The organism is Rhodococcus sp. 5G237 (genome assembly GCF_053764735.1).
This window is the reverse complement of sequence record NZ_JBSNCD010000004.1, coordinates 156,257-181,157: the sequence shown is the minus strand read 5'-3', so window position 1 is coordinate 181,157 and position 24,901 is coordinate 156,257. Positions and strand designations below refer to the sequence as shown.

The following is a 24,901-nucleotide window of genomic DNA, read 5'->3' as shown; positions in this document are numbered from 1 at the left end:
ATGCGATGTGCCGACACGCGGTACATCGAGGAGGAGGAGTTCGTCTGATGGGTGCACAGATCGCTGTCCCTGCCCCGCTGAGGAACAGCGCGCTGCTCGGTCTGGGTGTGCACCGCCCCGAGCGCATCGTCACCAACGACGAGATCTGCGAGCAGATCGACTCGAGCGACGAATGGATCCAGTCGCGATCCGGTATCAAGGAGCGCCGCTTCGCCGAGGAACACCCGAAGGAATCGGTCGTCGACATGGCGACGAGCTCTGCCGAGCAGGCCCTCGCGGCCGCCGGTCTCACGGGTGCGCAGATCGACACCGTGATCGTCGCGACCTCCACCTACCCCTTCCAGACCCCGCAGGCCGCGGCTCTCGTCGCCGACCGCATCGGCACCGGCGGGGCCGCCGCCCTCGACATCGCAGCGGGCTGCGCAGGTTTCTGTTACGCCCTCGGTGTCGCCTCCGATCTCGTGCGCGCCGGTTCCGCCGAGCACGTGCTCGTCGTCGGTGTCGAGCGCATGAGCGACACCACTGAGCCCACCGATCGCTCGGTGCGCTTCATCTTCGGCGACGGTGCCGGTGCCGTCGTCGTCGGCCCGTCCGACGAGGTCGGAGTGGGCCCGACCGTCTGGGGTTCCGACGGCTCGCAGGCCAACGCGATCCGTCAGGAACCCGACTGGGTCGACTTCGCGAACAATCCCGATCAGAAGCGCCCCTGGATCATCATGGAGGGCACCGCGGTCTTCCGCTGGGCTGCCTTCGAGATGAGCAAGTTCGCCCGGCAGATCGCCGACAAGGCCGGCGTGGCCCTCGAGGACCTCGACGCCTTCGTCCCGCACCAGGCAAACCTGCGTATCAACGACGTCATCGTCAAGCAGCTCGAGCTGCCCGAGACGGTCGCGGTCGCCGACGACATCATCGAGACCGGCAACACCTCCGCCGCGTCCATCCCTCTGGCGATGGAGAAGATGCTGCGCACCGGCCAGGTCGAGGCCGGATCCACCGCGCTGCTCCTCGCGTTCGGTGCCGGCCTGTCGTACGCGGGCCAGGTCGTGAAGATGCCCCCGCTGGCGAAGTAGGAAAAGCGGCAGCAGTACGACTTCGTAGCAGTATCGACACATGGCGAGTACCCGTACGTCGTCCATTCCCCGCTGGGTCTGGGTCCTGTGCTTCATCGTGGTCAGCGTGGTCGTCGTCCTCCTCGAACCGGTGGGGGACGACGAGCCGGCCGGTCCCGGCGGGAGCACGGTCGAGAACCCCTCCGAAGCGCTCGAGGCGTTGGCGGCACTGTCCGTCCGGCCCGCCGAATCGCAGAGCGGCTACGACCGCTCGCTGTTCGGTTCGGCCTGGACCGACGAGGTGACCGTCGACCTGGGGCGCAACGGCTGCGACACCCGTAACGACATCCTGCAGCGCGACCTCGTCGACGTCTCCTTCGAGCCCGGGAAGAAGCAGTGCACGGTCACCGCCGGCACGCTCCAGGACCCGTACACGGGGAAGACGATCTCCTTCCGTCGCGGGGTCGAGACCTCGGCCGCAGTGCAGATCGACCACGTCGTCGCCCTGTCCGATGCGTGGAAGAAGGGCGCCCGCCATCTGGACGATCAGCAGAAGCGGAATCTCGCGAACGATCCGCGCAACCTGATCGCCGTCGACGGCCCCACCAACCAGGGCAAGGGCGACTCCGACGCGTCGGAGTGGCTGCCGCCGAACACCGCCTTCCACTGCGAGTACGTCGTGCGGCAGATCGAGGTGAAGACGACCTACGAACTGTGGGTCACCCAGGCGGAACACGACGCGATGTCGCGGATCCTCTCCTCCTGCTGATACCGCTTCCTGCTGATCACGCCTCCAGCAGCGCCCGCACGATGTCGTCCTCCGACATCAGCACGTGCGCGGCTGCGGGCCCGAGCGGCACGTAGCTGTCGTGGGAGGTGACCCGCGCGATCCGGCCCTGCCACGCCTCGTCGACGAGCGCTGCGACGACCGCTTCCGCGACACCTCCGCTGCGGCGCGTCTCGTCGACCACCACCACGCGCTCGAAGCGACGGACGTGTTCGAGCAGCGCGGTCGTCGGCAGCGGCGACAACCACTGCAGGTCGAGGACGGTCGCCGCGACTCCCGCGCGACGGACGGCACGCAGACTCATCGGCACCCCGTTCCCGAAGGTCACCACCAGCACGTCGCGCCCGTCGCCGTAGGTGCACACCGATCCCAGTGGAAGCCCGGCGGTGTCGGGGACCTGCTGCCACAGTCCGTCGCCCTCGTCGTAGAGGTCGCGCCGGTGGTACAGCGCGATCGGCTCCAGGTACACGCACACCCGGCCCTCCTGACGGGCCAGCTCGACGCACGTGCGCAGCAGGGCGCCGGCCGTGGCGGGTGAGCTCGGCACGGCCAGCACGAGACCGGGGATGTCGCGCAGTACGGCGACGGAATCGTCGTTGTGGAAGTGCCCACCGAAGCCGCGCTGGTAGGGCAGGCCCGCGATGCGCACGACCATCGGATTGCGGTACCGCCCGTCGGAGAAGAACGCCAGGCTCGCGGCCTCACCGCGCAGTTGATCCTCGGCGTTGTGCAGATAGGCCAGGTACTGGATCTCCGGGATCGGCAGCATGCCCGCGACGGCGAAACCCAGCGCGGTGCCGAGGATCGTCTGCTCGTCGAGCAGGGTGTCGAACACGCGCAGGCGTCCGAAGCGCTCCTGCAGTCCTCGGGTGACCCCGTAGACCCCGCCCTTGAGGCCGACATCCTCACCGAACACACAGGCGTGGGGATCCTCCTCGAGGAGCTGCCCGAGCGTGCGGGTCACGGCCCGGGCGAGCGTGAGTGGTTCACCGGCCGGATGCGGATCGTCGTCGACGAGCACGAGCCCGGATTCCAGCGGTCGCATCACCTCGGCGGCGGTCGCCAGTCGCGGCGGCCGGGTCAGTGAGTCCGCGACGGAGTCGACCTCGGCTCGGATCCGCTCGTACCGGTCGAGAATCCCTGCAGCATCGAGCACTCCACGCGCGACGAGTTCGCGGGCGGTGCCCACCAGCGGGTCCCGTTCGTGATCGGCGGCGAGATCCGATGGACTGCGGTAGGCCGACTCGACGTCGGAACCGGCATGACCGAGGAAACGCACCGTCCGCACGTGCAACAGGATCGGAGCCCGGGTCGTCCGTACCGTCTCCACGGCATCGGTTGCGGTAGCGAGCATCTCCACCGGATCGGCTCCGTCCGCCGACCGGTACTCGATCCCCGGATACGACGACAGCGACCGCTCGAGCCAGCCGGGCGGGGTGGGCACGCTGATGCCGAGCCCGTTGTCCTCGCACACCAGCAGCAACGGAAACGGCAACCCGCGGTGCCGGCAGTAGGCGGCCGCGTTCAGGGCGCCGACCGCCGTCGAGTGGTTCGCCGAGGCGTCCCCGAAACTGCACACCACCACCGCATCCCACGGCCACGCCGCGGCGAGCCCGAGTCGCTGCATCCGCGGTAACGCGAGAGCGAGCCCGACGGCCCGTGGCAGGTGCGAGGCGATCGTCGACGTCTGCGGCAGGATGTTCAGATCGGCGTTGCCGAACACCTTGTGCCGACCGGCCGAGATCGGATCGAGCGTGGACGCCGCGCATCCGGCGAGCACGTCGCGGATCGGGGTGCTGCCCTCGACGAGCGACGCGCGACCCGCGTAGAAACCGCCCGAACGGTAGTGCAGCAGAGCAGGATCCGTCACCCGCGTGCACAGGCCCAGCGCGGCGTTCGATTCGTGGCCGGCCGACGCGATGGTGTAGAAACCCTCACCGCGTCCCTGCAGGGTGCGAGCCGCGAAATCGAGGTGCCGCGACTGCACCTGGGCGTCGAAGTACCGCATCAGCAGGTCGTCGTCGACCCGCCGGTCGACCCGCCGCTCCGGCGGTGCGTGCTCCGGCAGAGCGCGCACCGCGGTGACGAAACGTTCGTCGAGTTCGTCGGCGGCGGTCACTCCTTCTTTCTACGCCCCGATCACCTCGGAAGGAGGTGGATCGGACCCCCGTCGTTCGGGAACGGCAACGACGTGAAGTTCATCGGCGCGACGTAGTCGGCCGGTACGTGCCAGCGGAAACGCAACAGCAGATGGTGCAGCACCGTCTTGATCTCGGCTCCCGAGAAGTGCATGCCCAGGCACCGATGCGCGCCACCGCCGAAGGGCGCCCATGCGTACTTGTGCACCTTGTCCTCGCGGCGCTCCGGGGAGAACCGCTCGGGATCGAAACGTTCCGGGTCGGGCCACAATTCGGGCATGTGATGGGAGAAGTGCATCCCGAGATTGAGGAGGGTCCCCTTCGGGACGAAGTGGCCGAGGATCTCGGTGTCCTTCGCCGCGCGTCGCACGACACCCGGCACCGGCGTCACGAGCCGCTGGCATTCCTTGATCACCAGATCCAGCGAGGTCAATTCGTCGAGTCGGTCGAAACTCGGCGTGGTGGTGCCGAGCGCGTCGGACTCCTCGCGGCAGCGTTGCTGCCATTCGGGGAACTGGCCGAGATACTGCATCGCCGTCGACAGTGTGATCGTCGAGGTGTCGTGCGCGGCCATCATCAGGAAGATCATGTGATTGACCACGTCGTCGTCCGAGAACCGTTCGCCTTCTTCGGATTCGACGTGGCAGAACACCGAGAAGATGTCGTCGCCGTCCCCTGCGCGACGCGCGGGGAGGTAGTGCCGGAAGAACTTCTCGAGGCGTGCCCGTCCCACGATGCCGCGACGCCACCGCGTGCCCGGCAGCGGGTAACGCACGATGGCGGTGGCCGCCTGCACACATCCGATGAAAGCCCGGTTCACCTCGTCCATCTCGCGGTCGGACGACCCTTCGGCGCCGCCCATGAAGATCTCCGTCGCGAGGCCCAGGGTCAGTTCCTTGAGTGCCGGGTACACGCGGAAGTCGTCGCGCGGCGTCCATCCGTCGAGGGTCCGTTCGATCGACGGGTGCATGCGGTCGGTGTAGAGGGACAGCCGGTCGCGGGTGAAGGCCTGCGACATGATGCGACGGTGCGCGGTGTGCTCGTCGCCGTCGAGCAGCATGAGTCCACGGTCGAAGAACGGCCCGATCAGGGCACGCCAGCCCGGTCCGTTCAGCAGCGCGCGGTCGCGGTTCTGCAGGGCCGCGCCGACGGCGTCGGGTCCGAGCAGCACCACCCAGGGCCGGCCGGCGAAGCGGAACCACGAGACCGGACCGTGCTCGTGGTACCGATGCGTATATGCCGCAATGGGATCGCGCATGTACTTCAGCGCGTAGCCGACGTAGGGGAGGCCGCTGTCGCCCGGGACGGGAGCGAGGCCTGGAGGTGGGGGAGCAAGCATCTTCGTCACGGGCGCATCTCCGGGTGGTCGGAATCTGACGCTGACTGTTGTCAGATCCAATGTAGCGTGCATCACATCTCGGTTGCGTCGATTCGTCCCACGGGACGGTTGCTGGTCGGGTGTGCGGGTGCGTGCCATGCTGGCGCCATGGACGTCGAACGCCCCAAGCTCGAAGGCACCGTCGCGGTCGGGGAGGGCCGCCGGCTCGGTTTCGCCGAGTTCGGGTCGGCCCAGGGCCGCACGGTGTTCTGGCTGCACGGCACACCGGGTGCGCGTCGCCAGGTTCCCATCGAGGCCCGCGCCTTCGCCGAACGGAACCACGTCCGCCTCATCGGGATCGACCGCCCGGGGATCGGGTCGTCGACGCCGCACATCTACGAGAACGTCCTCGCCTTCAGCGACGATCTGCGCATCGTCGCCGACACCCTCGGGGTCGACCGCATGGCTATCGTCGGACTGTCCGGCGGCGGCCCCTACACCCTCGCGGCGGCCTATGCGCTGCGTGAACGGGTCGTCGCGGCCGCGGTCCTCGGCGGTGTGGCCCCGGTGGCCGGTCCCGAGGCGATCGACAGCAACCTGATGAAGCTGGGCGCCTTCGTCGCGCCGGCACTGCAGACCGCGGGCGTCCCGATCGGTGTGGCGGTGAGCGCGGCGATCCGCGTGGTGCGCCCGTTCGCGTCGCCGATCATCGACCTGTACGGGCGGCTCTCACCCGAGGCCGACCGCCGCCTGCTCGCCCGTCCCGAGTTCAAGGCGATGTTCCTCGACGACCTGCTCAACGGCAGCCGACGTCAGATCTCCGCGCCGTTCTCCGACATCGTCGTGTTCACCCGCGACTGGGGTTTCCGCGTCTCCGACGTGAAGGTTCCCGTGCGGTGGTGGCACGGCGACACCGACCACATCATCCCGATCGAACACGGCCTGCACATGGTGGACCTGCTGCCCGACGCCCAGTTCCACCACCTGCCCGGCGAAAGTCATCTCGGGGGTCTCGGGGCGTCGGAGGAGATCCTCACTACTGTTCTGGGGTTGTGGGACCAGGACTGACCGGGGGCGAACGCCCGCTGCCGAGAGCGCTGCACCTGCGACCGTCGGCGCTGGCGGCGGTCGCCGTGGGTGGTCTACTCGGGACGAGTGCCCGCTACGGCCTCGGCCGGTGGTTGCCCGTCGAGTCCGGCGGTTGGCCGGTCACGACCTTCGCGATCAACGTCCTCGGTGCACTGCTGCTCGGCTTCCTGCTCGAGGCACTGATCCGCCTCGGTCCCGACACCTCCTGGCGGCAGGCGGCCCGGCTCGGAGTGGGTACCGGTGCGCTGGGCTCGTTCACCACCTACAGCGCGCTCGCCGTCGACACCGACCTGCTGCTGCGCGACGGGCATCCGCTCGCCGCGGCGACCTACGCGCTGGGCACCGTGCTCGTCGGCCTTCTCGCGACCGGCGTCGGTGTCGCGCTGGGCGCGTGGTTCGGGAATCGCCGAGGGGCACGGCGATGATCGCGGTGTGGGTGGCGCTGGCGGGCAGCCTCGGCGCGGTCGTCCGCTTCGTCGTCGACAGCGCTCTGCGTGCCCGTTCCGGGTCGTCCCTGCCGTGGCCGACGGTGCTGATCAACGTCACCGGTTCGCTGCTGCTGGGTATACTGGCCGGTGCGGTGCTGTTCCACGACGCCCCCACGGCGATGCTCACGATCGCGGGAGTCGGTTTCTGTGGTGGCTACACGACCTTCAGCACGACCAGCGTCGACTCCGTTCGTCTGATCGTGGCGCGCCGCTACGCCGCCGCCGCGGCGATCGCGTTCGGCACGCTCGCGACCACGCTCGTCGCGGCGGCCGCCGGGCTCGCTCTCGCCGCCGTGTGGTGATCAGAGGGCGCGGTCGATGAGGCCGAGCACCGAGCGCAGTTCCTCGGCGTCGACCTGACCGGGCGCCGAGGCGGTGCCGACCATCCCGAACGTCGCGGCCGATCCGAAGACCTGCCCGGCGATCCGCGACACCACGCCGAGACCGCCCATCGACATGGTGATCAACGGGCGGTCGGCGTGGTCCTCGTGCATGGTGCGGGTCGCGTCGAGCAGCGTGAGCACGTCGGCCGTCGACCGCGGCATGACGGCGATCTTGCAGATGTCGGCGCCGAGCTCCTGCATTTCGCACAGTCGCGCGACGATCTCGTCCTTCGGCGGAGTGGCGTCGAAGTCGTGGTTCGACGCCACCACCGCGACACCGCGGGTGTGCGCCGCCGCGACGATCCGCTCGACGGCGGCACGGTCGCGGCGGTACTCGACGTCCACCAGATCCACCGCGCCGCTCTCGGCGAGCGCGACCGTCAGATCGGCGTACGCCTCGTCGTCGATCGCGATCTCCCCGCCCTCGTTCGCGGTGCGGCAGGTCGCGAGCAGGGGAGTGCCCTGCAACTGCTCGGCCAGGGCGCCGGCCTGCGCGTCCACCGAGGCGACATCGTCGACGGTGTGGAAGAAGTCCACGCGCCATTCGACGACGTCGGCCCGATCGGCGACGGCCGCGATCTGTTCGCGCAGCACCTCGGGGGTGCGGCCGGTGACGGGGACGACGATCGTGGGTGCGCCTTCACCGATCACCACGTCCTTGACGCGAACCGGTGTGATCGTTCGTCCCACGTGCCGTCTCCGTTCCCTCGTCCGATGACCGGACCTATTCGATCACGGCCGCTTCGAACCGCTGTCTGCAGTGTCCGCGCCGGCCTCGGTTCCCTCGACGACCACGACGGCGTCGTCCTTCGCCGTCTTCGACGGGTCGGCGACGGCCTCGCCACGCGCGACCATGAGTGCTTCGTCGGAGAGCGGGATCTCCTTGATGAAGCACGCGAGGACGAACGCGATGAGCAGGAACGGGATGAGGTACCAGAAGACCGGTGCCAGCGAGTCGGCGTAGGCGTCGATGACACCTTCGCGGACGGGATCGGGCAGGAGTTTCATCGCTGCCGGATCGACGGTCGCGGTGGCCTGGCCGGCCTGCTCCGGCGTCGCGCCGGCCGCGGTGAAGACCTCGACGAGCTTCTCCGACAGGCGGTTGGTGAAGATCGTGCCGAAGATCGCCACACCGAGCGCCGCACCGACCTCGCGGAAGTAGTTGTTCGAGCTCGTCGCGGTGCCGATCTCGTCGGCGGGCACGGCGTTCTGCACGATCAGGATGACGACCTGCATGATCAGGCCGAGACCCAGACCGAAGGCGAACAGCATCGAGCAGATCACCCACAGCGGGGTGTCGCCCTCGAGCGTGGTCAGCCACAGCATGCCCGCCGCGGTGATCAGCGAACCCGCGATCGGATAGATCTTGTAGCGCTGGGTCTTGGTGATGGCCAGACCTGAGCCGATCGAGGTGATCATCAGACCGGCCATCATCGGCAGCAGCAACAGGCCCGAGACCGCGGCCGAGGTGCCCGACGACATCTGCAGGAAGGTCGGCATGAAGGCGATCGCGGCGAACATGCCGAGACCGAGGACGAAGCCGATGGCGGTGGCGTTGACGAAGATCGAGTTGCGGAACAGCGACAGCGGGATGATCGGGTCCTGCGCGCGCGACTCGACGAGCACGAACAGGCACACGAACACCACGAGACCCGCGCCGAACGCCCACGTCAGCGGATCGTCCCAGCCGCGGTCGGCGTCGCCGCCGAAGTCGGTGAAGAAGATCAGGCAGGTCGTGGCCAGCGACAGCGTGAGCACGCCGAGGACGTCGATCCGCTTCGTGGGCTTCTTCGACGGCAGGCGCAGTGCGATCCAGGTGATCACGAACGCGATGATCCCGACCGGGATGTTGATGTAGAAGCACCACTCCCACGTCAGATGGTCGACGAAGAAGCCGCCCAGCAACGGGCCGCCGACGGCCGACAGGCCGAAGATCGCACCGAGCGGGCCCATGTACTTACCGCGTTCGCTCGCGGGCACGATATCGGCGATGATCGCCTGCGACAGGATCATCAGACCGCCGCCGCCGAAGCCCTGGATCGCGCGGAAGACGACGAACGTCCAGAAGTCGTCGGTCATCGAGCACGCCGCGGACGCGAGGGTGAACACGCCGATCGCGATGAGGAACAGGTGCCGGCGCCCGAAGACGTCGCCGAACTTGCCGTAGATCGGCATCACGATGGTCACCGCGAGCAGGTAGGCGGTGGTGATCCACGCCTGGTGTTCGACGCCGCCGAGCTGCCCGACGATCGTGGGCATGGCGGTTGAGACGATCGTCTGGTCCAGGCTCGCGAGCATCATGCCCGCGATGAGCGCGGAGAAGATGATCCAGATCCGTCGCTGGGTGAGAACCAGTGGTTCCGAAGTGGTGGTCACGGTGTTCCTGTCGGAATAGGAATATCGAGCTGTTACGTGAAGGTGGCCTGCACAGGAGTGAGGCGATCGAGAATTGTTGCACTCGGTAACTTCTGCTGCAAGGCGATTTCCTCCCGGTCACTCGAACCAGGACCGCACGGGCGGTTTGACCCACATGATCTTCTCGTCCTCGTCGGTGCGGACCGCTGCAGGATGGTCGGGGTGCTTCTGCGCCCACGCCGTCTTCTCGTCCATCAATCTCGCGGCGAGTTCCCAGGTCTCCATCGTGCGCGGCGGATGTGCATCCGCTGCCCGTGCCAGTTTGCGTCGCGTCTCGTCGGTCATGGCGAGCAGTTCGGCTCCCGAGATGCCGCGGTTCCATGCATACCGGGCCAGGGTCACGGCCTTGTCTCGCCGGTTCTTCTCGGCGCGATCGGTGTGGGCGAAGTCGGCGTCGCTCATGCTCCGAAGGTACGCGCCGGCCCGGACAGGCTTCGCCGTCGACGAGGTGCCGGATCCGGCCACCACGACGTTGCTGTCTGCCTACCCTCGATGAGGGGGCTGAGGAGGCGTGATGACGGCCGACGAGATCCCGGACGGCACACCGGACACGGTCGTGGCCCGTGCCGCCGAACCGCCGCGGGTGCCGGTGTTCGACCCGACGCTCGGCATCGACGTTCCCCGGTCCTTCCGCGGCACTCCACCACATCGATTGGTGGCTCTCGGCGATTCCCTGCTGCAGGGCTTCCAGAGCGGCGCGATCTACAACACCGACGTCTCCGTCCCGGCGATCGTCGCCCATGAGCTCGGCGCCGACCTGCGGTACCCGCGCTTCGGCGGGCCGGGCGGACTGCCGCTGAACGTCGAAGTGCTGCTGCGCCGGATCGAGCAGCGGCACGGATCCACGCTCGAACCATGGGAACTGCCGACCGCACTGTTCACCGCGCGGGGTTTCATGGACGAGGTCGAGGACTACTGGGAACGCGGACCCGGTGCGACACCACCGCTCGTCGGATATCTCCACAACCTGTCGTGCTTCGGCTGGGATCTGCGCGACGCGCTGCAGAAGACCGCCCGCGACTGCGCCGACCGCATCGCCACACCCCGCGACGATCTCGTGCGGCAGCTCGTCGAGAACAACGGGGAGCGGGCGGCGCTGTACGTCTACCCCAACGCCGACGACCGGCGTCGCGAGATGACGCTGTTCGACGTCGCCACCGAACTCGGTGCCGAGCATGACGAGGACACCGATGCGGGCATCGAGACCCTCGTCGTTTTCCTCGGTTCCAACAATGCACTGCGGACCATCACCGAACTGCGGGTCGTCTGGAGCGGCGACGACTTCCGCGACCTCGACGCGAAACAGGCCTACACGATCTGGCGACCCGAGCATTTCGACAGCGAGTTCGCGGAGGTCGTCGCGAAGCTCCGGAACATCGGCGCGCGGCACGTGGTGCTGTGCACCGTCCCGCACGTGACCATCGCCCCCATCGCCCGGGGAATCGGGACGAAGAACGGCTCACCGTACTTCCCCTACTACACCCGGCCGTGGGTGGACGCGCGCCGCTTCGACGCGAGCCGCGACGAACACATCACCGGTGCGCAGGCCCGCATGGTCGACGCCGCGATCGATCTGTTCGACGAGACGATCACCCAGGCGGTCGCCGATGCGCGTCGCGCGGGACTGGACTGGTATCTGCTCGACACCGCGGGCATCCTCGACCGCCTGGCCGCCCGCCGCTACGTCGACGACCTCGATGCGCGACCCGCATGGTGGCAGCCGTACCCGCTACCGCCGGCGCTCGCCGCACTCGATCCGGTGCCCGACACACGTTTCCTGTCGGCGGACGGTCACGGCGGTCGCGACAGTGGAGGGTTGTTCTCCCTCGACGGTGTGCACCCGACGACGGTCGCCTACGGGATCCTCGCGCAGGAGATCATCGACGTGATGGTGCGTGCCGGAGTCGAATTCCGATCGCCGAACGGAACGGTGCGAAACGGTCCTGTCGCCGTGGATTTCGATCGGCTGATCCGGCACGACACCCTGGTGTGCACGCCACCGCAGAACATCGATTCGACGCTGTCGATCCTGGGTTGGGTCGACGAGGTGCTCGACGTGTTCCGGGTGCAGTTGCGGTTCGGTCTGTGAGGGATCAGGTCAGGTTGACGACGTGTTCGTGAGATGCGACGGCGTCCTGCATCTTCTTCCGCGAGAGCGTTCGCGGACCGCACGCGCAGCCCGAGGGGATTTCGTCGTCCTCGAACTGGGTTGCCTCGAGGGTGTCCACGAATTCCGAATTGAGTGATGTGCCGTTGTGCGGGGTGGCTTCGCGATCGCGGTTTCCGCGTCCACCCGGGCCACTGCGGGAGACCACCACCTGTCCCTCGGAAGTCTTGTAGACCGCGGCGAGGGTGTGTCCCTTGGGGCAGCGCACCTTGACGACGGCCTTCTCGGTGCGTTGGGGGCCCAGTTCTTTCACCGCGGCGAGTGCGCGCTTGCGACGTTCGGTCGGGGGTGTCGTGGCGATATCCATTTTCCTATTCCACCTCACAGTGTCGGGGTTCACAGGGCCTTCGGCAGAACCGCTTCGGGGTTTGTTTTCAGATGATCTCGTCGGTGAGCCGGTTCGGTGTGCCGAATCGATGAGCGGTGATCGTGACGGACTGTTCGGCCAGGAACGGCAGCATTTCGATTCGTCCGGATCCGGTCGCCGGATGGTCGAACACCGCGATGTCGCATCGGGCGTTCCATTCGCCGGGCGGCGCTGCACCGATCAGACGGACCCGCGCCGGGGCCACGTCGACGATCCGTTCCTCCCATTCCGCATCACTCTCCACGCGCACGCGACCGTCGAAACGTGCTGTAATCGAGCATCTTACGAGATCGACGGCGAAAGCCGAAGAGATTTCGACCGGCGCGCCCGCCCGGGCTGCGGCACCGAGTACGCGCACGAGTTCCTCGGGCCGCCCCGCCTCACCGAGGCGTACGTGTGTGCGAACGGGCCGGTACCGGAACAGGTTCCGCTCTGCCCAGAGCGCTGTGACATCCTGTGCCACAGCGAATTCCGACGTCCATGCTCGCTCGTCGTCCTCGAACGCCCGGCGCAGCGCGTCCTCGTCCCGGACACAGGGTTCCCAGGAACCGAAGCCGAAGAGATAGTTCGGCCCGCCCGCCTTGAAGCCGGCTCCTACCGACGACTTCTTCCAACCGCCGAACGGCTGCCGTCGCACGATGGCACCGGTGATACCGCGATTCACGTACAGATTCCCGGCCTTCACCCGATCGAGCCAGCGGGCGATCTCGTCCGAATCCAGCGAGTGCAGACCCGCCGTGAGTCCGTAGTCCACCTCGTTCTGGATCGCGATCGCCTCGTCCAGATCGGCGGCGGTCATCACCCCCAGTACCGGACCGAAGAACTCGACGAGATGCGTGCGCGACCCGCGTCGCACCCCGGTGCGCACGCCGGGCGTCCACAGCAGACCCTCCTCGTCGAGCCGTCGCGGTTCGACGAGCCACGACTCGCCGTCCTCGAGTTCGGTGAGCGCGGTGAGCAGCTTGCCCCGAGCCGGTTCGATCAACGGCCCCATACGGGTTCGCGGATCGTGCGCAGGACCGACCGGTAGCGACCGCACCGCGTCGACGAGCTGGTCGCGGAACCGGCGGGAGGTCGCGACGGAGCCGACGAGGATCACGAGCGACGACGCCGAGCACTTCTGCCCGGCATGCCCGAACGCCGACTGCACGACGTCGCGCACCGCCAGATCCGGATCGGCGCTCGGCGTCACGACGATCGCGTTCTTGCCGCTCGTCTCGGCCAGCAGCCGCATCCCCGGACGCAGCGAACGGAACAGTTCGGCGGTCTCGTAGGCACCGGTGAGCACCACCCGGTCGACGCGGGGGTCGGAGACGAGCTTCGTGCCCAGCGATCGTTCGTCGGCATGGACGAGGTGCAGGACGTCGCGGGGCACGCCGGCATCCCACATCGCCTCGGCGAGCACCGACCCGCACCGCGCCGTGAGCGTCGCGGGTTTGAGGACCACCGCCGAACCGGAGGCCAGCGCCCCGAGCGTCGACCCTGCCGGGATCGCGACCGGGAAGTTCCAGGGCGGTGTGACGACCGTGAGGGTCGACGGCACGAACCGCGCACCGTCGATCGCGTCGAGCGCGCGGGCCCGCTCGGCGTAGTACCGGGCGAAGTCGATCGCTTCCGAGACCTCCGGATCGGACTGGTCGAGGGTCTTACCGCCCTCGGCCGCCATCACCTCGAGCAGATCGGCGCGACGCGCTTCGAGCACGTCGGCCACCTGTTCGAGGATCCGTGCGCGCTCGGCACCGCTGCGGGCACCCCAGGCGCGACCGGCCGCCGTCGCGTCGACCAGCATGCGCTCGAGTTGTTCCTCGGAGGAGAGGGTGTGCGCACGCACGGTGTCGATGCCGAGCTTCGACGACGGCACCCGCTCGAGGATGCGGCGACCCCACTCCCGGTTCTGCGGCAGGGACGGATCGGTGTCCGGCGTGTTCGTGAACACCTCCGGCGCTGGGATGGGCGGCTCCTGTCGGTTCTGCGTGCGGTTGGGGGAGGGGACGCCCTCGTCGAGCGCCGCCACCGACGCGCGGAACCGCTGCTCCTCGCGTTCGAACAGGGCGGGATCGTCGGCGAGATCGAACACCGCCGACATGAAGTTCTCCTGCCCCGAACCCTCGTCGAGTCGACGCACCAGATACGAGATCGCGACGTCGAACTCGTCGGGGCGGACGACGGGCGTGTAGAGCAGCAGGCTGCCGACGTGTCGACGGATCACCTCGGCCTGGCTCTGCGCCATGCCGAGCAGCATCTCGACGTCGATCCCGTTCCGCACGTGCCGGCGACCGGCGAGCTCCCACGCGTAGGCGATGTCGAAGAGGTTGTGCCCGGCCACCCCGATCCGTACGTTCTCGATCCGCTCGGGTGTGAACGCGTAGTGCAGCAGCCGCTTGTAGTTCGTGTCGGTCTCCTGCTTGGTGTTCCACGTCGCGAGCGGCCACCCGTGCAACGACGCGTCGACTCGTTCCATCGGCAGGTTGGCACCCTTGACCACCCGGATCTTGATCGCGGCGCCGCCGCGTGCGCGTCGCGCCGCCGCCCACCGCTGCAGTTCGATCATGGCGGTCAGGGCGTCGGGTAGATACGCCTGCAGCACGATCCCGGCCTCGAGACGGAGGAACTCGGGACGGTCGAGCAGCGTCGTGAACGCCGCGACCGTCACATCCAGGTCGTGGTACTCCTCCATGTCGAGGTTGACGAATTTCGGCGTCGGTGAGGTCGCGGCGAGGCGGTACAGCGGGGTGAGCCGCTCGACGATGTCCGCGACGGTCTCGTCGAAGGCCCACGGCGAGTGTGGCGCGACGGCCGCCGAGACCTTGAGCGAGACGTAGTCGACGTCGTCGCGTGCCAGGAGTGCGAGGGTGCCCTCGAAACGGCGGCGGGCCTCGTCGTCGCCGAGGACGGCCTCTCCCAGCAGATTGAGGTTGAGCCGGATGCCGGGTCGTTGCAGTCGTGCGATGGCCCGGCCCAGCGCGGCATCGTCGGTGTCGACGACGAGGTGACCCACCATCGCCCGGAGCGCGCGCCGCGCGGCAGGGACGACGAGGTGGGGGAATCGGGGACCGATCGTGCCGCCCGCCCGCACGGCCGCGCGGAGATGGACGGGAAGGAAATCCGGTATGTTCCGGGACAATTCGGCCAGGGCGTGCGCTGCGGTCGCCGGATCCTCGGGGCGGATGACCTCGTCGACGAAGCGCACCGTGAACTCGAGTCCGTGGGGATCCTTCAGGACGTCGGCGAGCCGGCGGGCCGCACGGTCGGGTGCGACCTCCGACGATTCCTCCACCCACCGGCGGGCCAGGGCGACAGCATCCTCGACGATCCGCACGGTGCGCCTCCGATCGACGGCGTTTCGAACCTGACGCCAATCTACCCACAGGAGCCGGTTCGCGTTTGTGGTCCGCGGTGTCGGGAATACAGCGCGAGGGGACAGTCCCGACCGATGAGGAGACGAGAGTGAACCGTCAGGCCCCGGCATCGCGTGGCGCGGCGTCATCCGCCGAGCGCGTCGCGCAGAACGGTGTGTTCGAGAAGTTCGCCCGTGCCGGCTACGTCGGCAGTGGCATCGTGCACCTGCTCATCGGCTACCTCGCGATCCGCGTCGCGTTCGGCCGCAGCGAGCAGGAGGCATCGCAGTCCGGTGCGATGGCGGAGCTGGGCGAGCAGCCCGGCGGGAAGATCGCGTTGTGGGTCGCCGTCGTCGTCTTCGTGATGATGGGCCTGTGGCGGTTCGCCGAGGCGACCTTCGGCAAGGCGTCCGAGCCGGAACAGCCCGGCGCCGACATGAAGGACAAGGCGTTCGACCGTTTCAAGGCCGCCTGCGTCGGTGTCGTCTACCTCGCCTTCGCGTACACCGCGTTCGGGTTCGCCCGCGGCAGCGGCAAGTCCAGCGGTGAACAGAACGCGGGACTGACGGCGAAGCTGCTGCAGTCCGGCGGCGGCAAGTTCGTCCTCGTCGTCGCGGGACTCGTCATCCTCGGGGTGGGCGCCTACCACGTCTACAAGGGCGCGTCGAAGAACTTCGTCGACGACCTGAAGAGCCACCCGAGCATGTTCGTGAAGCGCCTCGGGCTCGTCGGGTACGTTGCGAAGGGTCTCGCGCTCGGTCTCGTCGGTGTGCTGGTGATCGTCGCGGTCTTCCAGGCCGACCCGCAGAAGGCAGCGGGGCTCGACGGCGCGCTGAAGACGTTGGGCTCGCAGCCTTTCGGCACGGTGCTGCTGGTCCTCATGGGCCTCGGTATCGCGGTCTACGGCCTCTACAGCTTCGTCATGGCCCGCGACGCGAAGATGTGACGCTCAGTCGTCTGCGTCGTCGAACCAGAAGGACTCGGTCGCGACGTAGTGGAGGGTCGGTGGGCCGGGCAGGTCGAATTCGATCGCGCCCACCGGCCGCAGCTCCCCGTCGTTGTCCTCGCAACTGGCGGTCGCGATATTGGGCCCCGCGGCGATCCCCGTGAATTCGATGGTCTGGTAGTTCGCTCCGAAGATCTCCGCGGTTCCGGACTCGCCGGTGCCGAGCGCCGCGACGCAGATGAAGGGGTAGTCCTCGTCCGGTGGAGAGGTATAGATCAGCTTCAGCAGCACGGTGTCTCCGCGGGTGCTGACGGTCCACAGTCCTCGGGTGTCGGTGTCCGCCGCTGCGCTCGCGGCGGGTGCGAAACCGGCGAGCAGTGCGAGCGGTGCGAGCAACGCGACCGTCGCACGCAGGGTCCTGCGATGGTTCATGGGATCTCCTCGGAACGGCGTTGAGCCCCCGACACATTCATCGTCCGCACCCGATATCTGCGGGAACGGGCGAATCGGATGTTCGTGAAGAAGACGTGACGGCGACGAGATCGTCGTACTCGGTCCGTGACTCCCCGGGTCACGAAGTGCTACCACCTCGACCCAACTAGTTGACAACGCAACTAGTTGGGAGCATCCTGGTTGAGAAAGCAACCACATCGGGAGGAAGGTGGATCGATGATCGCCGACGAGCAGCAGCGCTCCGAAGAATTCGAGCGTCGGCGTGCACTCATCCGCGACGCGCACCTGAAGCCCGCCGACGCGCGCCCGCAGTCGTCGGCGCGGGGACTGCACCACACCGCGCTGATCAGCAGCGACGTCGAACGGACCGTGCGCTTCTACCAGGATCTCCTCGAGTTCCCGCTGACGGAGCTGATCGAGAACCGCGACTATCCCGGCTCTTCGCACTTCTTCTTCGACATCGGCAACGGCAATCTGCTGGCCTTCTTCGACTTCCCCGGTCTCGACGTCGGCCCCTATCAGGAGGTCATCGGCGGTCTGCACCACATCGCGATCAGCGTCGCCCTGCCCGCCTGGGAACGCCTGCGCGACAAGCTGATCGACGCGGGTGTCGAGCTCGTCGAACACAGCGACGTCTCGTTGTACTTCCGCGACCCCGACGGTGTTCGTCTCGAGCTGATCGCCGACCCGCTCGGCGAGATGTACGGCTCGAAGGTGCTGTAGCGCGAAGTAAGGGGAGGTTGTGCGCCGAACTCCTACTCCACGATCGGAAAGATCGACTCCCCGTCCTCGGGCGCGCCGCTGACCTGACCGCGGTCGACGCGCGAATCCTCCACGATCACCCCGTCGACCTCGTCCGCGAGTTTCGAGTCTTCGGGCGCGCCGGTGGTGGCGTCGTCGACCACCTCGTCCACGTCTTCGGTCAGTTCGTCCTCCGGCGTCGCCGCGACAGGCTTGTCGAGCGGCTCGGCGGGTTCGACGTCGGGTTCCTCCTCGGCGAGACGCTGGTCGAGCGACTCGCCTTCCTGCTCTTCACGCTGGGTCGTTCCGAACTTGTCGGCTCCACTCCAGTCCTCGGGCGGATCGACGACCTCGTCGCCGTCGTCGTTCCGCACCTCGTCGGCGTCGAGGCCTTCGCTGGGGCTGAGGGTGTCGCCGGGACCGTCTTCGATGCTCATGTCGAGGAGATACCCGGCCGGGCGGGTGCGAAACCGTCGGCGGTTTCACTCCGGGCGGATCAGGCTATGCCGTCGGAACACCACGTCGAGGGAGCCACACATGGACGAGAACGATCTCTTCCAGCACATCGAGGAGCTGGTGGAAGAGGAGAAGACGCTGCGCTCGCGGACGGGCTCGGACGGTCTGAGCGACGAGGATCTGCAGCGCCTGCGCGCCGTCGAGAAGCGACTCGACCAGTGCTGGGACCTGCTGCGTCAGCGTCGCGCGAAGGCCGAGTTCGGTGACGATCCGGACGAAGCGCAGGCACGGCCGGTCGACGAGGTCGAGTCCTATCGGCAGTAGGTGCTCGCCCGCGCGGCGGTCCGGCGCACGAGGTCGACGATGGCCTCGGGGCGGTCGGACTGCGGCGCGTGGCCGGCCCAGGGGAGCGGCACGAACCGTGCCCCGGGGATCAGCGGGACGTACCGCACGGTCTGCGCCGACGCGACGGTGTCGAGGACGCCCTGCGCCAGAGTGACGGGACAGTCGATCCGGTCGAGTCCCGTCGGCACATCGGTCAGGATCGCGTCCCACAGCATCGACCAGAAACCGGCCGAATCGGCGAATCCGCCCTTGACCGCCAGTGCTTCGGCGCGGGTCGTCTTCCACGGTTTCGCGCGTAGACCCGCAGTGAGTGCGGTACGGCCGAGGACGCTGCGCGACATCGGTTCGATGAGCGGCCTGCGGACCTTGTTGAGCAGGCGCGCGGTCGTCATGAGCGCGCCCTGGTAGACGCGTTCCGGCGGCAGTCCGAGTCCGGAGGGTGACAGGGCGACCACAGACAGGGCGCGGTCGCGCACGGCGAGTTCGATCGCGAGTCGTCCACCGAGCGAGTTGCCCAGAACGTGCACCCGGTCGAGTCCGTGGGCGTCGAGTTCCGCCTCGAGAGTGTCGGTGAGGGCGCCGACGGTGGGTCGGCCGCTCTGTCTAGGCGACGAACCGTGGCCGGGTAGGTCGACGTTCAGCACGTCGAAGTGCTCGGCGAGTCGCGGGACGAGGGTGGAGAAGTCGTCCATCGTGGCGCCGATGCCGTGCAGGAGGAGTAGGGGTTCACCGGATCCGGTGCGGCGGTAGCTCGGTCGTGAGTGCATCGGTTCCATTCTTCCCTGTCGGGCGGGCCGGAGTGCCCTGTCGCAAAGGTTGTGTGTTCTGTCACATTTGTGAGGAAGGAAAAGCAACGACCTGGTCGAACGGCGTGTTATAGCCCTTTCTTATCGAACTTCTAGAAACTATCGATTGGCACAATCAATAGTTCGCGGATAACGTCTGAACCGTCAACCCCATCGAGACGAGTGAGGTTCTTACATGTCGCTGATCAACAAGAAGATCAAGCCCTTCAAGGCCGAGGCTTTCAAGGACGGCGCCTTCGTGACCGTGTCCGACGAGGACATCAAGGACAAGTGGGCGATCTTCTTCTTCTACCCCGCAGACTTCACGTTCGTCTGCCCGACGGAGCTCGGCGACCTCGCGGACCACTACGAGGAGCTGCAGAAGCTCGGCGTCGAGGTCTTCTCCGTCTCGACCGACACGCACTTCACGCACAAGGCGTGGCACGGCTCGTCGGAGACCATCGGCAAGATCAAGTACGCCATGATCGGTGACCCGACCCTGCAGATCAGCACCGACTTCGAGGTCCTCCGTGAGGACCAGGGCCTCGCCGACCGCGGCACCTTCCTGGTCGACCCGGACGGCGTCGTCCAGTTCACCGAGGTCACCGCTGAGGGCATCGGCCGCAACGCCGCCGAGCTCGTCCGCAAGGTCAAGGCCGCTCAGTACGTCCGCAGCCACCCGGGCGAGGTCTGCCCGGCCAAGTGGGAAGAGGGCGACGACACCCTCGCTCCGTCGCTGGAGCTCGTCGGCAAGATCTGATTCGTCGACGGAAATTCGTTCCGGTGGCACGGGATCGAACGTCCCGTGCCACCGGGCACCGTCCGGGTCCGCTCGGCTCGAGCTGAGAAGTTCGCCGACTCCCATCTCTTCCGGTCACAGTTCTTCCACCTCTGGAGTGAATCCTCATGCTCGACGCCTCCCTTGCCGCCCAGTTGAAGTCCCTTCTCGAAAAGGTCACCCAGCCGATCGAGCTCGTGTCGGCCCTCGACGACCGGCCGAAGTCGAGGGAACTCGCCGACCTCCTCGATCAGATCGCCGGCATGTCCGATCTGGTCACCCATGTGCGCGACGGTGAAGCCACCCGTCGCCCCTCCTTCCTGATCCGCCGGGTCGGCACCGACATCGCGGTCGAGTTCGCGGGCATCCCGCTCGGCCACGAGTTCACCTCTCTCGTGCTCGCCCTGCTGCAGGTCGGCGGCCACCCCTCGAAGGAGGCCGTGGAACTGCTCGAGCAGGTGCGCGACCTCGAGGGCGACTTCCACTTCGAGACCTACTTCTCGCTGTCGTGCCAGAACTGCCCCGACGTGGTGCAGGCCCTGAACGTGATGTGCGTGACCAACTCGCGCATCAAGCACACCGCGATCGAAGGCTCGCTCTTCCAGGACGAGGTCGATGCACGCCAGGTCATGGCAGTGCCGACCGTCTTCCTCAACGGTGAGCTGTTCGGCTCCGGACGCATGAACCTCGAGCAGATCGTCGGCAAGCTCGACAGCGGCTCCGCCGAGCGCACCGCCGCCGCGATCAGCGAGAAGGATCCCTTCGACGTCCTCGTCGTCGGTGGCGGCCCCGCCGGCGCGACCGCCGCGATCTACGCTTCCCGCAAGGGAATCCGCACCGGCGTTCTCGCCGAGCGCTTCGGCGGCCAGGTGCTCGACACCATGGCCATCGAGAACTTCTCCTCCGTCCCCTACACGGAGGGCCCGAAGTTCGCCGCCGAGCTCGAGAACCACGTGCGCCAGTACGACGTCGACATCATGAACGTCCAGAAGGCCTCGAAGCTCACCCCGGCCCCCACCGAGGGTGGTCTCGTCGAGGTCGAGCTCGAGAACGGCGCCCGGTTGCTTTCGCGCAGCGTCGTTCTCGCGACCGGTGCCCGCTGGCGCGCGATGAACGTGCCGGGCGAGCAGGAGTACCGCAACAAGGGCGTCACCTACTGCCCGCACTGCGACGGCCCGCTGTTCAAGGGCAAGCGCGTCGCGGTCATCGGTGGCGGTAACTCCGGTGTCGAGGCCGCGATCGACCTCGCCGGCGTCGTCGCCCACGTGACCCTCATCGAGTTCGACTCGGTCCTGCGCGCCGACGAGGTGCTGCAGCGCAAGCTCCGCAGCCTGCCCAACGTCGACATCATCGTCAGCGCCCTCACCACCGAGGTCCTCGGCGACGGTTCGAAGGTCACCGGCCTGACCTACACCGACCGCACCACCGACGAGTCGCGCACCCTCGAGCTGGACGGCGTGTTCGTCCAGATCGGCCTGCTGCCGAACACCGAGTGGCTCTCCGGCACGGTCGAACTCAGCCCGCGCGGCGAGATCGTCGTCGACGACCACGGCCGCACCTCGGTGCCCGGCGTGTTCGCTGCCGGCGACTGCACGACCGTCCCGTACAAGCAGATCATCGTCTCCGCAGGTGCGGGTGCGACTGCCGCGCTCGGCGCGTTCGACCACCTCATCCGCACGAGCGCCCCGGCCCAGGCCGAGGAAGCGGTCGCTGCGACCGTCTAGGCGTCACTGCAGCCCCGTGGCCGTCACCCTTCCGGGTGGCGGCCACGCTGCTTTGTCGGGGGCGGTCGTTGCCGAGAATCTCGCGAAAACCGTCCACATCCTCCCCCAATTCACCCCGCGCGGGCATTGACGCACTCTTTACCCCGGCGTTTCACTGAAATACGCACGTGTGTCCCCATCGCGACGGTGTCCCAGGAGGTCGACCTATGCGCAGCACACGGAAGTCCGACCGACGGCACAGACGCGGAGGGAGAGCCGCCACGGTGGTGGCGCTCATGGGGTTGCTCGCCCTGTGGGTCAATCCCGCGGCATCTGCGGACGACGTCACCGGCTTCTCGCTCCCGTTCTCCGGCGCACCGGGTTACGAGCATCTGGCGCCGACGCAGGTCACCGACCCGTCCCGGTTGCACGCCCCGCTCGGCCAGGAGTGGGCCGAGGACATCGCCCGGCAGATCGGGCTGCGTCCGTCGGATGCGTTGTCCGAGCAGCAGGCCCGCGACTTCACCACCGGCGGGGGAGTGGGCGGAAGCAAGGAGGCGGCCGAGATCATCCAGAGCTCCATCGACATCCTCGTCAACACGACCGGCCGCCCCTTGTACTCCGACGTGAACGGTGTCTCCACCCCGTCGGTCCTCGGTAGTTACGGCCTCTACGTGACGCCCGACGGCATACTGCAGAGCCCGGCCAACGCGTCGGCGCCGACACGGCAGATCAACACGCTCATCGCGCCCGGCGGGTACGTCGACACCTGGCTGCGCAACAACGACGCAACGGACACACTGGTGGCGCTGTACCGGTCGGCGTACCCGATCGAGGCGGCCTTCGGTTTTGCGGCGCAACAGATGTCCGGCGCCGCGCAGCTGGTCACCAACACGAAGGGCGACGTCGTCTCGACCGTCGGCATGTCGATGGCGCCGCCGCTGTGGATCGTGAACTTCGCTCTCATCTACGCCGTGAGTCCTTCCCTCGCGGCTGCGATGCCGGCCTACTGGGCTCCCATCCCGCCGGAGGTTGCCGAGGCCATCAAGGCGAGCCCCACTGGTCAGGTGCCCTACGCCGATTACGCGTCGTACCTCGAGTGAACTTCGGGGAGGTCGTGGTCGGGAATTTCGACGAGAGCGACCACAACCTCCCCGAAGTTACGATGTGGCATGGCTGTTGTGGTGATGGGCGTCAGTGGATGTGGCAAAACGACTTTCGCGAAGCAACTCGCGGACGCGATCGGCGGCGCCTTCATCGAGGCGGACGATTACCACAGCGACGCGTCGATCGAGAAGATGCGCTCGGGGCGCGCGCTCGACGACGAGGATCGTGAGCCGTGGTTGCGTGCGGTCGCCGCGGCCGCTGCCGACAGCGTCGAGACCCCGGTGGTCGCGTGCTCGGCACTGAAGCGGTCCTACCGCGACATCCTGCGTGCCGGCACCCCGGCCGTCTTCCTCCATCTGGATGTGCCCGTCGACGTCGTGCGGTCCAGGGTTCGCGGACGCGGCGGCCACTTCTTCTCCGAGTCGCTGGTGGCTTCCCAGTTCGAGACGCTCGAGCCGCTGGGACCCGACGAAGACGGCGTCACCCTGGACGCGACCCGCTCGCTCCCCGAACTCCTCGACACCGCCCGCTCGTACCTCGAAGGCCGCCGGTAGGACTGTCGAGGTAGGTGTTGTTGTCGAAGAACGCGAGAAAATCGACAACAACGACAGACTCGATACGACGAAGGCCCCGACCGTGCGGTCGAGGCCTTCATCTTCAGAAAGATCAGCGCTTCCTGACGTTCGCGACGATCTCAGCCTCGGCCTTGATGCTGGTCCTGGTCTTCTTCTCGGCGCGCTTTTCCTTCAGCGACTTGCCGGACTTCTTGGACATCGAACTGCGAGGCGATTTGTCGGCCATGTTGCCACCCTCAATTGGGGACCTGAACGGTCCCGATTCCCCCACAGTACGGGAAGGTCGGTCGTGATCCGCGCACGAGTCGGCGCCGGGAGCGTCCTGCGGCAGGAACGACGGGCTCGGACCCGCCCCACAACGAAGAAGGCCCCGACCGCGTGTCGGGGCCTTCGTGTGGGAGCCGATGACGGGAATCGAACCCGCGTATTCAGCTTGGGAAGCTGATGTTCTACCATTGAACTACATCGGCACGCTGGGCTTTTGCCGATTCTCACCGACTCCGGCCCGAGCTTTCGGAGCAAACTGTAGCAGACTCTCCGGGTCGATCGCGGGACCCCTAGACCAGGGATCGGCCCGTCCGGATCCGCCACCGCATGTCGGCCAGCAGCACGCGGTAGGGCAGCTCCCGCACCGCGACCGGCAGCCTCTTGTTCACCACACCCAGAGCTCGCATGACGCGGTCGAAGCGACGCTGGTCGCGCGGCGTCCACGGCAGCAGCATCTGCTCGCGGAACAGCTGCGGCAGGAAGCCGGCGGTGAAGAAGAGATTGAGCTTGCCGAACAGGGCCGGGACGGGCTGGGGCAGGAACTCGATCCGGGCGATCGACAGCAGGTGCTCGCGGATCGTGTCGTCGATCTTCACCTTGTGAAGGTTGTCCTCCCAGTACTGCTCGAACGCCGCCCGGTCCTTCGGCCACATGTGCTGCGGCACCTGCAGCGTCGTACCGAAGGTCGCGCCGTTCTGATAGAAGTACTCGATCGCGTCGTCGGGGATCGGCCCGTACAGCGCGCGGTGCACGTCCTCGAATCCGCGGTAGATGCACGACGCCACCCACAGTTGCAGTTCCGGATCCATCGCGTTGTACTCGACCGGGCTCGACTCGGTGGAACGGACCTGCGCGTGCGCCTTGTTGACGCCGCGACGGAACAAGCGCTTCTCGTCGTCGGTGCCCCGCGCTGCGACGGCCAGGTAGGTGAGGGTGGTGCGGGTGCGCTTGATCGGGTGGTCGAACAGCCGTCCCGACTCCACGCGGGATTCGTAGACGCCGTAGCCGACGCCGGGCCACGACAGCTGCATGATGATGTTCGCTGCTCCGGCGGCCAGGCCGAGCCCGTCCATCGTGTCGTCCAGGCCGACGGGCTTGTCGACGGTCGTCGTCATCGGAATTCCCTCCATCGTTCGAAGTGACCACGACTGTACTCAGATGTGCGCCGACGGTAAAGACCGGAGGTTGCGCGGAACGGAGACCGGA

25 protein-coding genes and 1 tRNA gene are annotated in these 24,901 nt (G+C 67.5%); 13 read left to right on the top strand and 13 right to left on the bottom strand.

Annotated features, from left to right (window positions below; translation table 11 throughout):
- Positions 1-47 precede the first annotated feature (47 nt).
- Positions 48-1,070 carry a beta-ketoacyl-ACP synthase III gene (locus ACWPOC_RS10265; RefSeq protein WP_120280364.1) on the top strand — a complete coding sequence of 341 codons (1,023 nt, stop codon included), beginning with the start codon at positions 48-50 and terminating at the stop codon, positions 1,068-1,070.
- Between the two features lie 40 nt (positions 1,071-1,110).
- Positions 1,111-1,818: an HNH endonuclease family protein gene (locus ACWPOC_RS10260; protein WP_455408567.1), complete on the top strand. Its 708-nt coding sequence runs from the start codon at positions 1,111-1,113 to the stop codon at positions 1,816-1,818.
- A gap of 16 nt (positions 1,819-1,834) precedes the next feature.
- Here ACWPOC_RS10260 and ACWPOC_RS10255 read toward each other — a convergent pair whose 3' ends face one another.
- Entirely contained in the window at positions 1,835-3,955 is a 2,121-nt protein-coding gene (locus ACWPOC_RS10255; protein WP_455408566.1) for a thiamine pyrophosphate-dependent enzyme, read from the bottom strand.
- A gap of 20 nt (positions 3,956-3,975) precedes the next feature.
- Positions 3,976-5,322: a cytochrome P450 gene (locus tag ACWPOC_RS10250; protein WP_120280361.1), complete on the bottom strand. Its 1,347-nt coding sequence runs from the start codon at positions 5,320-5,322 to the stop codon at positions 3,976-3,978.
- A gap of 138 nt (positions 5,323-5,460) precedes the next feature.
- Here ACWPOC_RS10250 and ACWPOC_RS10245 point away from each other — a divergent pair, with 138 nt between their 5' ends.
- The 3 genes from ACWPOC_RS10245 to ACWPOC_RS10235 are packed head-to-tail and all read left to right on the top strand — an operon-like array spanning position 5,461 to position 7,171.
- A complete protein-coding gene (locus ACWPOC_RS10245; protein ID WP_230792487.1) occupies positions 5,461-6,360 on the top strand; it encodes an alpha/beta fold hydrolase in 900 nt (299 codons plus the stop codon).
- Positions 6,345-6,806 carry a fluoride efflux transporter FluC gene (locus tag ACWPOC_RS10240; protein WP_230792488.1) on the top strand — a complete coding sequence of 154 codons (462 nt, stop codon included), beginning with the start codon at positions 6,345-6,347 and terminating at the stop codon, positions 6,804-6,806. The genes ACWPOC_RS10245 and ACWPOC_RS10240 overlap by 16 nt, the downstream gene beginning before the upstream one ends.
- Positions 6,803-7,171 (top strand): fluoride efflux transporter FluC, encoded by a 369-nt coding sequence (locus tag ACWPOC_RS10235; protein ID WP_159417518.1) that lies wholly within the window; start codon positions 6,803-6,805, stop codon positions 7,169-7,171. The genes ACWPOC_RS10240 and ACWPOC_RS10235 overlap by 4 nt, the downstream gene beginning before the upstream one ends.
- Here ACWPOC_RS10235 and aroD read toward each other — a convergent pair whose 3' ends face one another.
- The 3 genes from aroD to ACWPOC_RS10220 form a co-directional block, all read right to left on the bottom strand.
- Entirely contained in the window at positions 7,172-7,942 is a 771-nt protein-coding gene (gene aroD / locus ACWPOC_RS10230; protein WP_455408565.1) for a type I 3-dehydroquinate dehydratase, read from the bottom strand.
- Positions 7,943-7,984: 42 nt separating this feature from the next.
- Positions 7,985-9,628, bottom strand: coding sequence for an MDR family MFS transporter (locus ACWPOC_RS10225; RefSeq protein ID WP_159417520.1), 1,644 nt, complete (start codon positions 9,626-9,628; stop codon positions 7,985-7,987).
- Between the two features lie 117 nt (positions 9,629-9,745).
- On the bottom strand, positions 9,746-10,069 hold the full coding sequence (locus ACWPOC_RS10220) for a hypothetical protein (protein WP_024102029.1): 324 nt from the start codon (positions 10,067-10,069) through the stop codon (positions 9,746-9,748).
- A 112-nt stretch (positions 10,070-10,181) separates the two neighbouring features.
- Between ACWPOC_RS10220 and ACWPOC_RS10215 the strand changes: the two genes are divergently transcribed.
- Entirely contained in the window at positions 10,182-11,756 is a 1,575-nt protein-coding gene (locus ACWPOC_RS10215; RefSeq protein ID WP_230792491.1) for an SGNH/GDSL hydrolase family protein, read from the top strand.
- A 4-nt stretch (positions 11,757-11,760) separates the two neighbouring features.
- Here ACWPOC_RS10215 and ACWPOC_RS10210 read toward each other — a convergent pair whose 3' ends face one another.
- Entirely contained in the window at positions 11,761-12,141 is a 381-nt protein-coding gene (locus ACWPOC_RS10210) for a hypothetical protein (protein ID WP_120280354.1), read from the bottom strand.
- 67 nt (positions 12,142-12,208) lie between these two features.
- Entirely contained in the window at positions 12,209-15,520 is a 3,312-nt protein-coding gene (locus ACWPOC_RS10205) for a bifunctional proline dehydrogenase/L-glutamate gamma-semialdehyde dehydrogenase (protein WP_455408564.1), read from the bottom strand.
- Between the two features lie 128 nt (positions 15,521-15,648).
- Between ACWPOC_RS10205 and ACWPOC_RS10200 the strand changes: the two genes are divergently transcribed.
- Complete coding sequence (locus ACWPOC_RS10200) at positions 15,649-16,485, top strand: DUF1206 domain-containing protein (protein ID WP_455408563.1); 837 nt, start codon at positions 15,649-15,651, stop codon at positions 16,483-16,485.
- Between the two features lie 3 nt (positions 16,486-16,488).
- Here the strand turns inward: ACWPOC_RS10200 and ACWPOC_RS10195 are convergent, their stop codons facing one another.
- The gene (locus ACWPOC_RS10195; RefSeq protein ID WP_120280351.1) at positions 16,489-16,917 is read right to left on the bottom strand and encodes a hypothetical protein; all 429 of its coding nucleotides are present in this window, start codon (positions 16,915-16,917) and stop codon (positions 16,489-16,491) included.
- 237 nt (positions 16,918-17,154) lie between these two features.
- On the opposite strand from ACWPOC_RS10195, the gene ACWPOC_RS10190 reads away from it, so the two are divergent.
- A complete protein-coding gene (locus ACWPOC_RS10190) occupies positions 17,155-17,661 on the top strand; it encodes a VOC family protein (protein ID WP_120280350.1) in 507 nt (168 codons plus the stop codon).
- A gap of 32 nt (positions 17,662-17,693) precedes the next feature.
- Here ACWPOC_RS10190 and ACWPOC_RS10185 read toward each other — a convergent pair whose 3' ends face one another.
- Positions 17,694-18,116, bottom strand: coding sequence for a hypothetical protein (locus ACWPOC_RS10185; protein ID WP_120280349.1), 423 nt, complete (start codon positions 18,114-18,116; stop codon positions 17,694-17,696).
- A gap of 100 nt (positions 18,117-18,216) precedes the next feature.
- Here ACWPOC_RS10185 and ACWPOC_RS10180 point away from each other — a divergent pair, with 100 nt between their 5' ends.
- Complete coding sequence (locus ACWPOC_RS10180; protein ID WP_120280348.1) at positions 18,217-18,459, top strand: DUF2630 family protein; 243 nt, start codon at positions 18,217-18,219, stop codon at positions 18,457-18,459.
- Here ACWPOC_RS10180 and ACWPOC_RS10175 read toward each other — a convergent pair.
- Positions 18,447-19,247: an alpha/beta fold hydrolase gene (locus ACWPOC_RS10175; protein WP_268654582.1), complete on the bottom strand. Its 801-nt coding sequence runs from the start codon at positions 19,245-19,247 to the stop codon at positions 18,447-18,449. The genes ACWPOC_RS10180 and ACWPOC_RS10175 overlap by 13 nt on opposite strands.
- 214 nt (positions 19,248-19,461) lie before the next feature.
- On the opposite strand from ACWPOC_RS10175, the gene ahpC reads away from it, so the two are divergent.
- The 4 genes from ahpC (at position 19,462) to ACWPOC_RS10155 (ending at position 23,407) form a co-directional block, all read left to right on the top strand.
- Positions 19,462-20,025 (top strand): alkyl hydroperoxide reductase subunit C, encoded by a 564-nt coding sequence (ahpC, locus tag ACWPOC_RS10170; RefSeq protein WP_024102020.1) that lies wholly within the window; start codon positions 19,462-19,464, stop codon positions 20,023-20,025.
- A 146-nt stretch (positions 20,026-20,171) separates the two neighbouring features.
- Positions 20,172-21,767 (top strand): alkyl hydroperoxide reductase subunit F, encoded by a 1,596-nt coding sequence (gene ahpF, locus ACWPOC_RS10165; protein WP_455408562.1) that lies wholly within the window; start codon positions 20,172-20,174, stop codon positions 21,765-21,767.
- Between the two features lie 206 nt (positions 21,768-21,973).
- A complete protein-coding gene (locus ACWPOC_RS10160) occupies positions 21,974-22,849 on the top strand; it encodes a hypothetical protein (protein ID WP_120280345.1) in 876 nt (291 codons plus the stop codon).
- Between the two features lie 69 nt (positions 22,850-22,918).
- Positions 22,919-23,407: a gluconokinase gene (locus ACWPOC_RS10155; RefSeq protein WP_455408561.1), complete on the top strand. Its 489-nt coding sequence runs from the start codon at positions 22,919-22,921 to the stop codon at positions 23,405-23,407.
- 112 nt (positions 23,408-23,519) lie between these two features.
- Here ACWPOC_RS10155 and ACWPOC_RS10150 read toward each other — a convergent pair whose 3' ends face one another.
- The 3 genes from ACWPOC_RS10150 to ACWPOC_RS10140 form a co-directional block, all read right to left on the bottom strand.
- Positions 23,520-23,654, bottom strand: coding sequence for a hypothetical protein (locus tag ACWPOC_RS10150; protein ID WP_263869916.1), 135 nt, complete (start codon positions 23,652-23,654; stop codon positions 23,520-23,522).
- A 173-nt stretch (positions 23,655-23,827) separates the two neighbouring features.
- Positions 23,828-23,898, bottom strand: a tRNA-Gly gene (locus tag ACWPOC_RS10145).
- 87 nt (positions 23,899-23,985) lie between these two features.
- A complete protein-coding gene (locus ACWPOC_RS10140) occupies positions 23,986-24,810 on the bottom strand; it encodes an oxygenase MpaB family protein (RefSeq protein ID WP_026061909.1) in 825 nt (274 codons plus the stop codon).
- Positions 24,811-24,901: the final 91 nt, after the last annotated feature.

Bases quoted from the DNA above. Each gene is read 5' to 3' on its own strand.
- ACWPOC_RS10265 (WP_120280364.1), top strand. From the start codon at position 48: ATGGGTGCACAGATCGCTGTCCCTGCCCCGCTGAGGAACAGCGCGCTG.
- ACWPOC_RS10260 (WP_455408567.1), top strand. From the start codon at position 1,111: ATGGCGAGTACCCGTACGTCGTCCATTCCCCGCTGGGTCTGGGTCCTG.
- ACWPOC_RS10245 (WP_230792487.1), top strand. From the start codon at position 5,461: ATGGACGTCGAACGCCCCAAGCTCGAAGGCACCGTCGCGGTCGGGGAG.
- ACWPOC_RS10235 (WP_159417518.1), top strand. From the start codon at position 6,803: ATGATCGCGGTGTGGGTGGCGCTGGCGGGCAGCCTCGGCGCGGTCGTC.
- ACWPOC_RS10220 (WP_024102029.1), bottom strand. From the start codon at position 10,069: ATGAGCGACGCCGACTTCGCCCACACCGATCGCGCCGAGAAGAACCGG.
- ACWPOC_RS10215 (WP_230792491.1), top strand. From the start codon at position 10,182: ATGACGGCCGACGAGATCCCGGACGGCACACCGGACACGGTCGTGGCC.
- ACWPOC_RS10210 (WP_120280354.1), bottom strand. From the start codon at position 12,141: ATGGATATCGCCACGACACCCCCGACCGAACGTCGCAAGCGCGCACTC.
- ACWPOC_RS10195 (WP_120280351.1), bottom strand. From the start codon at position 16,917: ATGAACCATCGCAGGACCCTGCGTGCGACGGTCGCGTTGCTCGCACCG.
- ACWPOC_RS10190 (WP_120280350.1), top strand. From the start codon at position 17,155: ATGATCGCCGACGAGCAGCAGCGCTCCGAAGAATTCGAGCGTCGGCGT.
- ACWPOC_RS10185 (WP_120280349.1), bottom strand. From the start codon at position 18,116: ATGAGCATCGAAGACGGTCCCGGCGACACCCTCAGCCCCAGCGAAGGC.
- ACWPOC_RS10180 (WP_120280348.1), top strand. From the start codon at position 18,217: ATGGACGAGAACGATCTCTTCCAGCACATCGAGGAGCTGGTGGAAGAG.
- ACWPOC_RS10175 (WP_268654582.1), bottom strand. From the start codon at position 19,247: ATGCACTCACGACCGAGCTACCGCCGCACCGGATCCGGTGAACCCCTA.
- ahpC (WP_024102020.1), top strand. From the start codon at position 19,462: ATGTCGCTGATCAACAAGAAGATCAAGCCCTTCAAGGCCGAGGCTTTC.
- ahpF (WP_455408562.1), top strand. From the start codon at position 20,172: ATGCTCGACGCCTCCCTTGCCGCCCAGTTGAAGTCCCTTCTCGAAAAG.
- ACWPOC_RS10160 (WP_120280345.1), top strand. From the start codon at position 21,974: ATGCGCAGCACACGGAAGTCCGACCGACGGCACAGACGCGGAGGGAGA.
- ACWPOC_RS10155 (WP_455408561.1), top strand. From the start codon at position 22,919: ATGGCTGTTGTGGTGATGGGCGTCAGTGGATGTGGCAAAACGACTTTC.
- ACWPOC_RS10150 (WP_263869916.1), bottom strand. From the start codon at position 23,654: ATGGCCGACAAATCGCCTCGCAGTTCGATGTCCAAGAAGTCCGGCAAG.
- ACWPOC_RS10140 (WP_026061909.1), bottom strand. From the start codon at position 24,810: ATGACGACGACCGTCGACAAGCCCGTCGGCCTGGACGACACGATGGAC.